General features: G+C 39.2%; 20 protein-coding genes. All 20 read right to left on the bottom strand.

All coding sequences use genetic code 11. The features are described from left to right. Positions 1-17: 17 nt before the first annotated feature. The 20 genes from F902_RS19955 to F902_RS19860 all read right to left on the bottom strand — a co-directional run bounded on the left by F902_RS19955 (position 18) and on the right by F902_RS19860 (position 14,068). Positions 18-146: a GpE family phage tail protein gene (locus F902_RS19955; protein WP_228129750.1), complete on the bottom strand. Its 129-nt coding sequence runs from the start codon at positions 144-146 to the stop codon at positions 18-20. 14 nt (positions 147-160) lie between these two features. After that, positions 161-502: a phage tail assembly protein gene (locus F902_RS19950; RefSeq protein ID WP_005206273.1), complete on the bottom strand. Its 342-nt coding sequence runs from the start codon at positions 500-502 to the stop codon at positions 161-163. Between the two features lie 67 nt (positions 503-569). Continuing rightward, entirely contained in the window at positions 570-1,085 is a 516-nt protein-coding gene (locus F902_RS19945; RefSeq protein WP_005206272.1) for a phage major tail tube protein, read from the bottom strand. 3 nt (positions 1,086-1,088) lie between these two features. After that, a complete protein-coding gene (locus F902_RS19940; RefSeq protein WP_005206271.1) occupies positions 1,089-2,261 on the bottom strand; it encodes a phage tail sheath protein in 1,173 nt (390 codons plus the stop codon). A gap of 128 nt (positions 2,262-2,389) precedes the next feature. Next, complete coding sequence (locus F902_RS19935; protein ID WP_005206270.1) at positions 2,390-2,812, bottom strand: hypothetical protein; 423 nt, start codon at positions 2,810-2,812, stop codon at positions 2,390-2,392. Next, positions 2,812-5,727, bottom strand: a complete 2,916-nt coding sequence (locus tag F902_RS19930) for a phage tail protein (protein ID WP_005206269.1) — start codon at positions 5,725-5,727, stop codon at positions 2,812-2,814. The genes F902_RS19935 and F902_RS19930 overlap by 1 nt, the downstream gene beginning before the upstream one ends. A 3-nt stretch (positions 5,728-5,730) precedes the next feature. Then, a complete protein-coding gene (locus F902_RS19925) occupies positions 5,731-6,339 on the bottom strand; it encodes a phage tail protein I (RefSeq protein WP_005206268.1) in 609 nt (202 codons plus the stop codon). Beyond that, a complete protein-coding gene (locus tag F902_RS19920) occupies positions 6,339-7,235 on the bottom strand; it encodes a baseplate assembly protein (protein WP_005206267.1) in 897 nt (298 codons plus the stop codon). The genes F902_RS19925 and F902_RS19920 overlap by 1 nt, the downstream gene beginning before the upstream one ends. Further along, positions 7,232-7,579, bottom strand: a complete 348-nt coding sequence (locus tag F902_RS19915; protein ID WP_005206266.1) for a GPW/gp25 family protein — start codon at positions 7,577-7,579, stop codon at positions 7,232-7,234. The genes F902_RS19920 and F902_RS19915 overlap by 4 nt, the downstream gene beginning before the upstream one ends. Beyond that, complete coding sequence (locus F902_RS19910; protein WP_005206265.1) at positions 7,576-8,208, bottom strand: phage baseplate assembly protein V; 633 nt, start codon at positions 8,206-8,208, stop codon at positions 7,576-7,578. The genes F902_RS19915 and F902_RS19910 overlap by 4 nt, the downstream gene beginning before the upstream one ends. Before the next feature lie 84 nt (positions 8,209-8,292). Continuing rightward, positions 8,293-8,739: a phage virion morphogenesis protein gene (locus tag F902_RS19905; RefSeq protein WP_005206264.1), complete on the bottom strand. Its 447-nt coding sequence runs from the start codon at positions 8,737-8,739 to the stop codon at positions 8,293-8,295. Further along, positions 8,736-9,260 (bottom strand): phage tail protein, encoded by a 525-nt coding sequence (locus F902_RS19900; protein WP_005206262.1) that lies wholly within the window; start codon positions 9,258-9,260, stop codon positions 8,736-8,738. Before F902_RS19900 ends, F902_RS19905 begins: the two co-directional genes overlap by 4 nt. Then, entirely contained in the window at positions 9,257-10,087 is an 831-nt protein-coding gene (locus F902_RS19895; protein WP_005206260.1) for an N-acetylmuramidase domain-containing protein, read from the bottom strand. The genes F902_RS19900 and F902_RS19895 overlap by 4 nt, the downstream gene beginning before the upstream one ends. Continuing rightward, positions 10,084-10,350 carry a phage holin family protein gene (locus F902_RS19890; RefSeq protein ID WP_005206258.1) on the bottom strand — a complete coding sequence of 89 codons (267 nt, stop codon included), beginning with the start codon at positions 10,348-10,350 and terminating at the stop codon, positions 10,084-10,086. The genes F902_RS19895 and F902_RS19890 overlap by 4 nt, the downstream gene beginning before the upstream one ends. Then, entirely contained in the window at positions 10,347-10,700 is a 354-nt protein-coding gene (locus tag F902_RS19885) for a putative holin (RefSeq protein WP_005206256.1), read from the bottom strand. The genes F902_RS19890 and F902_RS19885 overlap by 4 nt, the downstream gene beginning before the upstream one ends. 8 nt (positions 10,701-10,708) lie before the next feature. Continuing rightward, a complete protein-coding gene (locus tag F902_RS19880) occupies positions 10,709-10,918 on the bottom strand; it encodes a tail protein X (protein WP_005206254.1) in 210 nt (69 codons plus the stop codon). Beyond that, complete coding sequence (locus F902_RS19875; RefSeq protein ID WP_005206251.1) at positions 10,919-11,371, bottom strand: head completion/stabilization protein; 453 nt, start codon at positions 11,369-11,371, stop codon at positions 10,919-10,921. It abuts the gene before it with no gap. A 101-nt stretch (positions 11,372-11,472) separates the two neighbouring features. Then, positions 11,473-12,237 carry a phage terminase small subunit gene (gene gpM, locus F902_RS19870; RefSeq protein WP_005206249.1) on the bottom strand — a complete coding sequence of 255 codons (765 nt, stop codon included), beginning with the start codon at positions 12,235-12,237 and terminating at the stop codon, positions 11,473-11,475. An 8-nt stretch (positions 12,238-12,245) separates the two neighbouring features. Further along, the gene (locus F902_RS19865; RefSeq protein WP_005206247.1) at positions 12,246-13,259 is read right to left on the bottom strand and encodes a phage major capsid protein, P2 family; all 1,014 of its coding nucleotides are present in this window, start codon (positions 13,257-13,259) and stop codon (positions 12,246-12,248) included. Positions 13,260-13,264: 5 nt separating this feature from the next. After that, positions 13,265-14,068 carry a GPO family capsid scaffolding protein gene (locus F902_RS19860; RefSeq protein WP_005206245.1) on the bottom strand — a complete coding sequence of 268 codons (804 nt, stop codon included), beginning with the start codon at positions 14,066-14,068 and terminating at the stop codon, positions 13,265-13,267. Positions 14,069-14,181 lie beyond the last annotated feature (113 nt).

Genomic DNA, 14,181 nt, shown 5'->3' with positions numbered 1-14,181 from the left:
TAATAGGTGGATTCTATTTATTTAGGTGGTTGATTACGTTTTAGTGCCAGTTGATGCCATTTCGTTAATTCAGCAATATCCATGTCATCATAGGTACTAGGTGGCCAATGGAAGATGACGGCAATATTTGCTATTGCCTCATCCACATCGTCCACTAGACTTACATCGTCTGTTCTTTCAGCATCTTCTGCATTTCTTTTGGGTACAAAAAAGTGACTAAATGCCCTCCTAGTTGTGCAAAGTCGACTGGATCCATCATGACAATTTGTTGTGGTGTTAATGCCGGTGTTGTTACACGGGGAAGTACACGGCAAAGTGCATCCACATCGTGGTTATAAATATCTTTTAATGAAGTACCCGATAAGGCTTTTACACCTGGCTTTCGAATCGTCACCTGGGTAATAAGATTTTCACCTATTCGAATTGGTTCTTCTAAAGTCACCACTTCTTCATTTGGGTTTTTAATAAGGTCTTGGTTTACTACTTGTTCAAGTTGAGACATTTGAATATATCCTAAAAATTAAATAAAAATACCTTCTGCAGCACTGGACCACAGAAGGGAAGGAAACTTATAAGCCGATAGCATTACGTTGTTTTTCGAGACGATCCACACCACCAATGACTTCTTTGAAGCCAAGTAGGTCAATTTCGACTTCAACAACGCCATTAATAGTCAGTTTGTAGTAAACGCAATTGGTAGTGACTTTGTGTTCAGTATCTTCACCTGGTGCTGCATCTCCACCATCAATTTCCTCATGACGACCACGAACAACAACTTCTACAGCATCTACTTCACCAGTGTCGTCGCGCTGATATGCACCGGCAAAACGTATATAGACACCGTCAATCTTCTCCATCCCAAATTGACGTAATGTAATGAGATCTAAACCGCCAAAGGTCGACTCAAGCACTAGGCCATCATCTGACATGCCTAAGTCTGTTTTAACTGTACCGTTCATACCGCCACCACGGTAATCTTCAGTCTTACGGCCCAATTTAGGGAGAACGACAGTTTTAATTTTTCCTAAATAACTATTCCCTTCATTGAAATAGTTCATGTTTTTTAGCTTGCTTGGTAAAGCCATGCATTAAACTCCTACTTGTGAAGCGAAGTCAGCAAGATAACGATCCGTGATACGTTGGCGGAAAGTTAGATCTTCTAACGGTGGGACAGGGGTGTAGTCATAATCTGTGGCTAGTTTCCCTGCTTTTAAGGTGTCTTTTGAATTGGCTTCAGGATCGAACCAGGCATCACCACCAATCAAATATTTATTTCGCGTCAGTTCACGAATTTTGGCCTTTAAGCCTTCGATAATATCTGTGGCCAAAGAGCCATGAAGGGGAAGGTCCACGGCCCAAATGTGAGATTCTGCAACAGTATCAGCAAGTACTTGAGCTGTACGGGTATAGTTTTCAAATGGGAATAATGGGTTACCTGAGCACGTGCGTGATCCCCAGAAGCGAAATCCTTCATGCTGAATAAGCGTGGTAATTTCATTACTGTTGAGATAACCGGCATCCGTTGCTGGATCCTGAAGGTCCCATGTCACATCAGCATCGATACCAGTCACGCCATTTACTGCAACATTGGATAATGTTTTGTGCCAGCCAATATCGTTATCAATCTTTGCACGTAGGCCCATTGCTACTGCAACAGCTGGTACTGTTTCGGTTTGAGCTGTGGTTGTATTGAATGCCACAAAGTTCGGCCAAATAAGCATAAGTTCACGTGCACCAAACGCTTCACGATATGCCACAGCTTCTTCTTTGGTTTTGCATCCCCAACAATATGCATAAGCAAATGCTCGTAATTTTTGTGCAATAACAACAAGTTCAGTTGTTACTTCTTGAGTATCGAGTCCTGGTGCACCAATGATACGTGGTTGAACACCAAGCTTTGATTTAGCCATCAATAAGGCTTTTAAGCCGGTATATTTTCCTTCAGCTGTAACTGTTCCAATTACGTTGGCAGTTTGTGTAGCTTCATCAACAGCTGAAGCTACACGTACAACCACACAAACAGAATTAGCCTGGTTTGCCATTGCTTGAAGGGCTTTGCGAAGTGTTCCTTTTGTCCCTGCTTTAGCGACTGCAGTTTGGGTATTGGTTAATAAAACTGGTACGTTTTCCGGAAATACCAATGGATCCGCATCTTCTGCAGTAGCAACGAATCCTTGAATTGCAGTTGCAATGGTCCGAATAGGTCGGTTCCCATCACTCAATTCAAAAACCCGTATGCCGTGGTGATAATTTTCTGCCATAAAAAAAGCCTGTTTAATGAGTTTTTAATTCAACAAACAGGCTTGCATGAGTTCAGGAAAATATTAAGTTTCTGAACTTGTAAAAGGGTATTTTACTTGATGAGATTACAAGTAAAATCCTTAGAAGTTTAGACCACAATCGCTAAAGCTTGATTCCATAATTCATGAATTTTGTTTTCATCTAAAGCTAATAAAACAGGATCTTGTGTGATTGTAATGATCTGCTGTAAAAATTTTGTTGTATCTTCAAAAATATATTTTTTTAATGATGAAATTGTCAAAACTGTTTCTACTAAACAGCCAAACGTCATATCCACATCTTTGATCTTTTCTAAATTCGACATTAATACATCGTATAATCCTGTTGTTTTCAACATGGTTTTGAATTGAAAGTCATGTAACTGAGGGAAATGGGTAACAGGCATTTCAGAAAGCAGATTATAAGCACTTTCAGGTGTTTCATTTGTTTTTACCGAGATTTCTAGGCCATCATGTTCACCACCAATAATTCTAAAGAGATTACTGGTGATTGGTTCAAAGCTGCAATTCATTAGAGTCTTCCTAATAAGTTATAAGAGAATTGAATGGCTCCAGTCCCACCCCAAACGAGATATAGACATCCATCATCGGCTGCTGAAACCATAAGTTTATCGGCTACCGCATCCGCTTCAGTTTTTACGCCTGTACCAACAATTAGTGCATCATTTCCCCACTCTTTATTGGAAGCAGGTTGGATGCCTTTGCGGAAATAGACCATGCCACGAGCTGTCGGCAATGTTGTTCCATAGATATGAATACAACCAAATGTGTATGTTGCTGCTGTATTTTGATAATCGATTTTATAAACCGAACCTGGCCCCATAATGATGTTATTGGTATATTGAGAGCTGATAATTTGGGTGCCTTCAATAATCGACTCATTGCCCGTGACAAGTACACTAGCGTTGGTTGAGTTGATTTGGATTGCTGCAGCATTGTTTGCACAGAATCCTCCGATAATATCGACAACACTCTTTTGCACTGCCCGAATACCATTGTTTTTATTCTTGCTGATATAGACATTTTTTGCTGAAACATTTGCTGCACTTAAAGCATAAATACCGATACCGCCATTTCCAGTAATTGCGGCATTGGTAAGTGCAAAACGGCTATTGTTAACGATTACGCCTGTATTTGTACCCTTACAACCTGTTGACCAAATTTGCCCAGCTTCACCATTTGATGATGTGATCGACATACTGCGATTGCCGTTGCATGCTAAGAATGTCCGGGTGTAACGGCCACTTGCTCCATTTTGTAAGTTAATTCCATCATATTGATTACAGATTGAGTATCCATCACACCACTGCATACCAGACAAGTTGACATTCATAATACCGTGGCTTCCACAACCAAAAATAAAGCCAGAATCTGAATAAACGAAGCCACCAACATCAGTACGAATTGCCTGAAGCTTTGCGCCGATAATACGTGCAGTCGACATACGAGAGTAGCCACCTGAAACCATTGCTCCAATGCCACCTGGACCTGAGATGACAGATCCACGTAAATAGGTTTGTCCACCATCGATACTTTGAACGGCTGATCCTCTTTGGCCACTGAAATGTGCACCAGGTGCATGCAGTACTGACCCGGCAAAGCAATCCACTGCATAGTTGAATCTTGAGACTGCTGTGTTTGAACCTAGTACAACTTGACTTTGAATTGCATCATAAGCAGATCCTAAACCTTTTAGATCAATTGCTGTGCCTGTGTTATTTGCTATTGAACTAATCACGAGATTATCAATTTTTGTGATTGATGCACCTTGTGTACTTTCTAAGCCATTCCCCGTCAATTTATTCTGTTTTAAGACTGTTTTTAAAAGTTTCGCTTCAGCTCCGATCCAGCCTTGGACGGGAGGAGCAATCCCCGGCAATTCAGGCTGCGTAATAACGCCATTTGTTAAAACTGCAGCTTTATATCCATGCCAACAATGCTGTTTTACTGTGATTTGATTGCCATTTTTAGCAGTAACAAGCCATGTCCCTTCATGCTTGATCATTGGACATTTTAAGCGTGTAAATTTGACGTTATTTACAACAATGCTAGAACTTAATTGCATGCTAGTATCACTGTTAATCGTAAGAATCTCAGCAACACATCCATCAAAAAGGATCAAATCTCCAATATTATAAGCTGTGAAGTTTGTTCCTATACCAGTACACATACTATCTGCTGCAATTGAAATACTGCCATTTGATTGATATGTGTAGTACCACCATTGATAATTGGTTAAATCCTTGTCAAATCCAGCATTATCTTCTTCTGAAGTTGCATTCGATTCAAATGCGGTATTTACAGTCAATGTTTTGGCATTATCGTCAATCGTACTGATAATACGAGTTTGCCCCTTTACTGTTAATAGCATCCCAATTTCTAAGTATTTGCTGATATTTTCCTTTGCACTCGGGAATGTAACTGTTATTCCCGATGATGTGACAATCCCAAGTTTATTTACACCTACAGCCAATTCACCTGGATAAGGTTTGAGTCGATCTGTGGCGCGTTCGAACCAAGTTTTCCCACCAATTACGTTGTCGATTTTTATATAGTTATTCGGTTGAATATTACTGGCATCTTCCATTTCATAGACTACATCCCATTCTCCATATCCACCTGAAGCACTAATCACATTCGTAATTTTTACGGGTGCTGGATCAAAGCCATGTATTTGTAATAAGGAATGACTGCTGGTTAATTTTGTAATGTAGTCAGCATTAAATTCGATCAAATGTGGTGGCAGCTTGATTACTGAAGGCACGTAAATAATAAGTTTATGTAAGTTTTCTAAAATGACTTTTGCATGATTTGGATCTTGAATTTGAGCAAATAGCGGTGCCCTAACTTCAATCAAATTATTGCTTGAAAGTGCTTGGTATAAGGGCAAAGCATCATTGGTCACACCATCTAAAACTGCACCAAAATGCTTTAATGTCACCGTATCAACTTTGGCCAGTGCATCATCTACATACTTTCGAGTCGCTAGAATAATGTTGGGGTCTACGATCAGTTCAACAGCATCGGTATTACTCACTTGTAAAATCAAGTGGATTGTTAGAATTCGAGCTGCACCAGAACTCGAAATAGGTTTATGAGTAGTGGGATAATTACCGTATGCAATTAATTTTCCAGATTCATCATGTAATCCACATTCTCGAATTAAAAATCCGCCAATGTGGGCGGGTAAAATCGCTTCTACGATAACCCAATTTGCATTTTCAGGATGAATTTCAACACTATTGACTTCAACACGTTGAACTTCATTTACTAAAGCTTCTTTGCTTGGTGATGGCAAAGGAGTAGCCCCATTCCCATCACCAAACGACATAAATTTGAAGCCTACTTTTCGATCTTCATTGATCGCTTTGGCAATTTCAGCCAAGCCTTGATTGGTGACAACTGTAAAAAATTCTGAACTACTCATGGGTTATACCTGTGGAAATACGGCTGTAATTTGATAATCGAAATGGGCTGCCAATGAATTAAGAGGGACAATCAATTCAGGCAATTCGGGATAAATTGTGGTGTGCTGGCCATCGTAAAAAGTTGAGCCAATCCGCACAGGCACTGGAATATTTTTTTTAAAATTAATCGCAGTGAAATGTCGCGTTAAGGGCTTGTTATCATTGATTAAGTCGATAAACGTGTTGTATTCAGTTTCGTCAAAATTCGCTTCATTGAGTTCAACACTAAATTCAAATGTACCTGGTGTGCCTTCAGGCGACTTTTGCCACCATTCCAATATTTCAAATTCGAATCCAAAGCTTTCTACAACTGATCGCAACGCAGAAATCGTGCCTTTGCATTTGTGTAGATCGAAAGCAATTTTGATCTGTTTACGTTTAAAATCTTCTGGCCAGTTTCTATTCCAACGATCGACACTGTTTTGCCAAGCAAGGTGGGGTAAAAACTGGCTTGGGATATCTGAAGGCTTAATCAGTTTTTTTATATCAATGGTTAAATTGGTTGTGTTTTCTAGCACCTTTGAAACGTTTAATTCTAATTTTGTGCTATTGGGTGGTAATAATTGCTTCATCACGCTGCCCCTGAATTAATTAAAATTTGGGTGCAGTTAGCGACTTGAACATCAGAAATCATGACATCACTTATCGGGTTATCAATCTCGACATGCACAACACCGGCTACATGCAACAAGTTAAAAATTTTAGATAAGTAAATCGTTCGACCAATTCGTCGATTTTCTTCAAAATAAGTTTGTACGGCAGTTCGGGCAGCTAGAATTAAAGGATCAGCTTCAGGGAAGTTCTTGGTATAAATCGTTGCAATCAACTCGAAATCAATTGCTTCTACGGATTGAACTGTTAAACGATCAGCAACGGGACGTCGAGTTTCATCAGACAAATAATGATTTACAGAGGCAAGTAGATCTTGAGTCGCTTCACCATTGACCGTGTCACGTTGCAGAATCGTAACTAGTGCTTCGGATGGTGCTGGACTTGACGCTTTGGCATCAGCTACACGACCATCTGCAGTAAGCGCATGAAACTCATAAGCAGACGTGGGCCCTGCAACGGATAATGAATCAAATGCAAGGCTTGCTCTATAACGTAAGGCATCATCACTCTCATATACAGCATCGCTGAATTGATCAGCTGGAGTGATTAGTTTTCTAGTTACCCCATAATTTGCAACTACTGCATCCAAATCGGTTTTTTCTGCAAAAGCGAGCAAAACACTCAATGCCGCATTATTAATACGACTCCGAAGAATCATTTCTCTATATGCACTTTCTTCAAGTAACTTTGTTAAAGGTTCGCTTTCACGCTGTAAAGTTGCATGAATTGTTAATTGTGTTTCCAGATCATCAGCATATAAATTTAGTAAGCCTTGTTTACGCTCAGATAAAATTTGCTCGAAACTAAATTCTTCAATAATTGATGGTTTTTTTAATTGAGCGAAATCAATACTCATAATATGGACCCTATAGATAATGGGATTTTGAGAGATGCGTTTTTATTGATGTTGTGTAGGTAAGCATCTAAATCCAAGAAAGTTGAGCCATCATCATTTCTGGTTAGTGAAATGGATCTTAAAAAAATGCGGTTTTCCCATTGCATAATGGCTGTCGCTGTTGCCGCATATAGTTGAAGTTGAAGAATCTCGTCTAATGGACCATCAATTAATTGGAAAATTAGCGATCCGTATTCTTCACGCATTATTCTTGACCCAATAGGGGTAGTTAAAATGTCTTTAACTGATTGATAAATAATATCTATCTCGGTTTGTAATGCTTTCCCGGTTTCTCTAGACATCATGGAGTTGGATCTCCTGAAATATCACCTCCAGCTTTAACGCCGGTTGTTTTATGTGTTCTAAGGCTAATGTCACCAGCTTTTACATCAACTTCTGTGCTGAAGCTGCCTGTGGAATGGCTACTTCCTTGCACTAATTGGCTACCGCCAACAGTGTTATTACCTGTCATTGCCGTGCTGCCGTTTATTTGTAGATTTCCATTTATTGTTGTGTCGCCATTAACTGTCACGCCACCATCCGCTGTAATCGTTGCTTTACCACCTGAAGGTAAAATTGCGGAAAGATGATGGGCTGAAATGTCATAAGCAATGACACAACCATCAGCAAACATTCTGATTTTTTTGTTTAAGTTATCTGAAGGGGATGGATTGGTTTCGTTATAAAAACCATATAGAACGAAGCTAGTGGGACCAATATCGCCACATGGTGAAATCACCACACATTCTTCATCTATGGATGGCATGTCCCAGGTTGTATCGTCTCCTGAACGGATATTTAGACAACGGATTTCTGGTGTCTCAATATCGCCTAAATTGACGGTGACACGTGGAATTGGTTTAGTCGGATTTAAGGTCTTGATTGTTCCGAAACGAACAATATTTTCAAGACGACGATTAATGTCAGCATTCATGCCAACACTTTGCTGTAATGATTTGAGATTTGCAGTTCTACAAACTTGTAAAACTGACTTTTACTTGATGAAGGACTTAGCCACTTAAACTTTCAAATGCTTAATAAATGATTCTTCGGTAAGTTTAATATCCTCATGGCTGAAGCCAAGTAATTCACGTTTTGAATAAACAGTTTCTGGGGCATTTTTTGTGGCACGATCTTTTAGACCATACTGGTGAACATTAGCAATTCGATTGACACGGCCTATAAATCCAATGGCTATTGCTTCGCTGTTACTCAGCAATTTTAAATGGGCGTTGGCCTTAATCTTAGAGAACATTTTTCTTTTGATTTTGCCTTTCTGTTCCCGGATCCGAATACGTCTAGGTACATAAGCAGATCCATCCGGATTACGTTGTGTTGTTATCCTTTTTTGTTGATTCTTACGAAGATCTCTACCAATATTTTTGGCCAGTTTTGCACGCTGGCCAGTAGATAATCTTTCCAACAAAGGTTGGAAATATTCAGCAAGATCCTGAACATTATTCATGGATTTTTACCAGGGAAGGGCATATCAAGTGATCTGCCATCGGATGCTGCAGTCTTCCATTTCGCCAGAATACTGCCATCTTTATCAATCAGTTCAAAATCAACCGGCTTTTCAAATTCGGTGTATGTGGGTTCAACAGGGTATGAAAGCTCGAATTTACCTTCCTGATTTTTCTTAACAATCACACGTTCTGACAATGGGATTTTGAAATTTAAATCATATTTACCATTATCAATCAGCTCAGCTTCAAAATGGATCCCTTCAGTATTTTTAATGTTGGCCAATAATTCTGGTTGATTATCCATAAGCCAGGAGAAAATAACGATTCCGAAGATTTCAGGATCTCCGGAGTAATCAGTGATAATCAGATCCAGGGTATAAGACATTTCAAAACTGAAGCCTGGTGCAAGGGTGCTTCTCAGCTTGCCTTCATTTGCAAATATTAATAAACGATCCTGATCTTGTGGAAGATCAGGAAGGGCATTCAGAATATATTCACGTAAAGCTTGGGGCTTTTTCATGCTGCGTTTTTCTCACCATAAATAGGTTCCAAGTGATCCCATTCTTTTTGGAATTTAGCTTGGTACCCTAATTTTTTATAATTAGAACCGTTATAAAGCGTAAAGACAGTTGGCCAATCTGCTTTACGTAATGCTTCTAACAGCCCAGGCTTCCATTCAATAAATCGAAGGAATGCTTCCATTTGATGAGATTCACTAATTTGTTGTTGATCCACAAACTCTTGGACTGATTTATAACCTAAATCTTTCCAGTTTTCGCCCATAATTTGGAACTGGCCCCAACTGGTAGACATAAGAGCTGAATCTTTATGAATATTCATAGCTAAGCTTAAACGGGTATATTCTGCTTCTTTGCCTTTGTAACCGCCTGCAATAAAATTGACTAAACTAGGAACCTTCTTCATTTGGTCATTTGCAAATGTCTTACTTTTAGCTTGGCATAAGTAGAAATACATTCGATGACGTTCATAAAGAATTTTTGCTTTACCGTTATTCAAAAAGCCTACACCGTGACTTTCAACTGCACCCAGCACACGAATATATAATTCTGGTACCTTCAGACGAAGGGCAGCTTTTTTATAATCTTCAGCTTTTAAAAATTTAGAAGTATCGTCACCAGCTAAAGCTGCACGTGTTTTATCACCCACTTTGCCATCATCAACCAAGCCTTGTGCTTTCTGGAATTGGATAACAGCATGTTCTGTGCTACCACCAAAATTTCCATCAATCGATAAGGGTTTACCATTTTTACCTTTGTAACCTAGATTGACCAATTGTTTTTGCAAAGTTGCAACGGCATCACCCTTTGAACCAAATTTCAAAATCATGCTTTACTCCATAACTTGGCCACATTTCCCTGACTGCGATAAATAATCACAGCCAGAAGAATTGCAAAAATGGCATCCCATAAAGCAACGGGATCTTTAAAGAAAAGAATATGAATTGATTGACCAAAAAATGACGCAATCAGTACGGTTGCTAATATTGCGTACTTACGTCTGTAATTTCCGTTGTGGTTGAAGCAAACGATGCGGAATCCACAGAACAAATACGCTAAAAGAGCAATAATTTGAAAAACAAATTCGATCATGTTTTTCCTCCTCTAAAGAGTTTAAAAATGTCTGAAAGATTGGCCTGTTTAATCCAATCAACAGCTTTTGTAAGAATAAAAAGACAAAACACAGATGCGACAAGCCCAGCTAAAGCGTCAGAAGTGATCCATGTTTTTTCAGTGATGAAAGGGGTACAGATATAACCAATACCCGTGGCAAGAATCAGCGTCATAAACCGCTTAAAAGCAGATATGTCTTTTTCAGTACTTGCGATAAACGCTGCACCAAGTACAGCCCCTAGCAATGCATTGCCATTGATAAATGGCAGAATAGACATTGCACTTAAACTAATGACGCTCATTGATGTTGTGGTTGTTGGTTCTGGCATAAATTCTCTCAATCCCAAAGCTGGACGCTTTGGACTTTATTTTGTTGTGTTGGTATGTCCGGTATTAATATTTTGGTCCCCATTGGAATAAAAGGACCAAATTCTGATAAATGTGGATTTTCATTAAGTAATATTTCAACTACACCGGAACTACGGCCATACTCACGCCAGCAAATTGCAGCTAATGTGTCATTTTGATTGGCATAGATTTCCTTCACTTAAAGTAACTCCACACTTAACCGCTTAATTTTTTTAAGATCTCGAATTGCAAAACGTAAGTCACGTTTGAAGTCATCAACAGTGATCGTGAGATCCTCAGCTTTTTGAGATCCATTACTTGTTGTATCGTAGGAACGGTATTTCTCATTAAGTTCTGCCCCAGCTGCAGCTGCAATAGCTCGAAAATATAAAACTACGCTGGTAGGCTTGCCGTTTACGGTTTTTGTTGTGATTTCAGATAGTGATGGGGCTTTGCTGATTAGTGAGTCTAATTGTTCATTTACATGAATAATCGCTGCTTCGATTGCTGGGATTAAACGTTGATTGGTAACGCTTGAATCTAATCGAAGTACTTCACGGATCTTGTTACTCGATACTGAAGGGAAAAAATTATCACTACTGATAATTTGATCTTGATTCGTTGGGCTACCGTTCGCAATTAATCCTGACATTATTTTTCTCAGTTAGTTGAGGGGTGGAGATCTGGGACAATAACTTAAAACATAAGTTTGCTTTTGTTCAGATCTGCCCCTCAGTGGGTGCTGGGCACTCGTTAAGAAGAAACACCCTCATAAACCTGATTGCCATAATCATCGACAACAGGGGAACCATCAGCATTGAATAATGGCTGTGGTGGGTTTTCTTCTAATTGCTTTTTAAGGAGACGTTCTGCTCGTTGAAGATCCTGTTTACCGCCACATTTGTCATTGTGTTTAATGGCAAGTTTTAGGAAATCCACAGCTGGTTGAGCATGTTCCATTTGTAGGAAAGATCGGCCGATTGCAACATAGAGTTTTGCACGGATCTGATCATGCATACTGAAAGTTGCAGTGATGTTATTTGCCTTTTCTAAAATGGATAGATCAAAGATTTCTCCACTGTCAAAAGCAGATTTGGCTGCATTCCCAATTTCTTCAGCAACAATTGAAGCTGTATCTCGGCTAAAGGTATCGGGCATTGAAAGGCCATGTTTTAAGGCATATTCAGCAATGCGAAGGCCATCTTCAAATTGTTTGGCATCAAAACACCAAAGCATAATTGTAGTGACAACATGGTCCTGAAGATTTGGAACACGATCTTCTACAGATAAAACACCATTCACATAAGGCATATATTTCGGGATTAAAGTTGCCTTATGTTCTCCACGTTCAATTTCAGATTTGACATTTCGCAGAAGATTTTGGTCATTTTTTAATTCTGCCAACTGCAACATATACACGCTGGCATCATCACGTACACCGCCGAATTCATCTTGTGTATTGGCCGCACCTTTTGCGGCCAATACCTGAAGGCGATGTCGTCGTGCTGGACTAGACATAAATCACCTTATTTTTTAATTTCGATATTTTCGACGAATCCTACTTTTTCATAGGCTTCAATGACATACGCATCATTAGAAGATTGGAATTCTTCAACTTGATCTAATGAAGCATTATCATAGATTTTGCGACGCTTTCCTTGTTCCTGGAAATAGATTGATAGGTTATCGAAGGAAGTAACCAATAAGGCATTTTCTGGGAAAAATGGAACACGTGCAGCAGGTAAACCACCAATTTGTTTTTGACTCAATAACACTTGGCCAGCAATCGCATCTGTATTGTCTTTTGATTCATTAACAATTGCGAAATTTTTGTCATTCAATAATTCACGACCAGCGATAACCACTAGATCCGTTGCATCTTGATGTACTTCACTAATGAGGTTGTTTACTACGTCTACAACTAATGCATCCAAGTTATTGTAGTCGCCAGCTGGACCAACAACGATTTTCCCAGAACCGGCAACAACTTCCTTCATATAACGTTCAGGTGCTTTGGTACGGATTTTTTCTAACCAGCCGATATTTACGTCTTGTAAAAGAGGATTTGCATTTCGATCTGTGGTGGCTGCTACTGATTTTCCATTCCAGCCGATCATGATCATATCTAATGCAATGGCATGGTCCACAAAAGCTTTCCACTTTTCATAGAAGTTAGGGAATTTTGCCCAAGCATCCATTTTTTCATAACGTAAAGCAACATCAAAATCAGTCTTTTCACATTTGTATGTATTAGACTCCAGACCAGTCGGATCCACGGCTTTTCGTGCTGTACCTGATTTGGTATTAGTACGGCCTGCAATAGTAGAACCTTGCGTTAAACCAATTACTTCACCTTCCAATTCATCAACAGGATGGACGTTAATCTTCTTCAAGAAATCTGAAGATAATTGGATAGAATCGGCCATTTTCTGAGCTACAGAAGGCAACACTGCAAATTTTGATGAAGCATTTGAAACGCCATTCAGCTCGGCAATTTTATTAATTGTAAAATTGAATTTTTTACGTGTATTTTCGTTCATTGTAATTAGCACTCGATTTTTTCAGAAAAATTACCAGTACTTTCTGGCGCTGGTGGAGTTTGGGAGTGATGCTCACCACCTAATTTTGATTTCAACTCATTGAAATCATTTTGAAGTTTGGTGTGCTGGTTTTTGAGATTGTTAAGATCTTGCAAAGTACTTCCAAAGGTTTCAGCAATTTTTTCAACTGACTTGGCAACTTCACTGAACTGGCTATTATTTTTATTGTCCTGTTCTTGTTGTTTTGGAGTTAGCCAGTCCATAACCGTTGAAAACAGATTGGCCACAGAAGATTCTTCCTCAAATTGAAGATCAATTTCCTGTGATGCTGTGAACAAATTGTCCTTTTGCTGTTTTTTATTAATGAATGGATTTGCTTCAGGATTTTTAGAAGCGAATTCCATAACTTGTGTACCCAAGGAAGCTGGTGTATCAGTGAAGGCAAGGCCCATCAAATACGCTTCATTGGTGTCAGCAAAACTTGGATTTACTTCAATTGAGCAATATAGCTTTTGGTTCTTTTTGTGCAGCTCAAGCAAGTTTTCATAGGCTTCACATTGAGCGTAAAGCGCCCATTTCTTTTGGTCGCCTATCATGTCCTCTTGGGCTTTCAATGCTAAAATTTTTGCATAATTACCGAATGGACTATCCGGCAACACACTACGGATATGCTCAATATTACCCTGTGATGTATACACCGAAAGATTATAATTTTTGGCCATTTGTTGAATCCATTCTGGTTCAATCACTCGGCCATCTGTTGTTGCTCCTGCAACAGCAACACGGAAAAATTTGGATTTCTTACTCATTAGGGATGAATCCTGCCTAGTATTAAAATTTAGAAATTTATGTACTAAGCAGAATCGGAATTAAGCGAAAAACAATCAATCAAATGAACTTGTAAAAGTCCGTTTTACAAGTT

It is taken from the genome of Acinetobacter higginsii (genome assembly GCF_000369525.1).
In the GTDB taxonomy this organism is placed as follows: domain Bacteria; phylum Pseudomonadota; class Gammaproteobacteria; order Pseudomonadales; family Moraxellaceae; genus Acinetobacter; species Acinetobacter higginsii.
The sequence above is the reverse complement of the archived record's forward strand: the minus strand, read 5'-3'. Positions and strand labels throughout refer to the sequence as shown.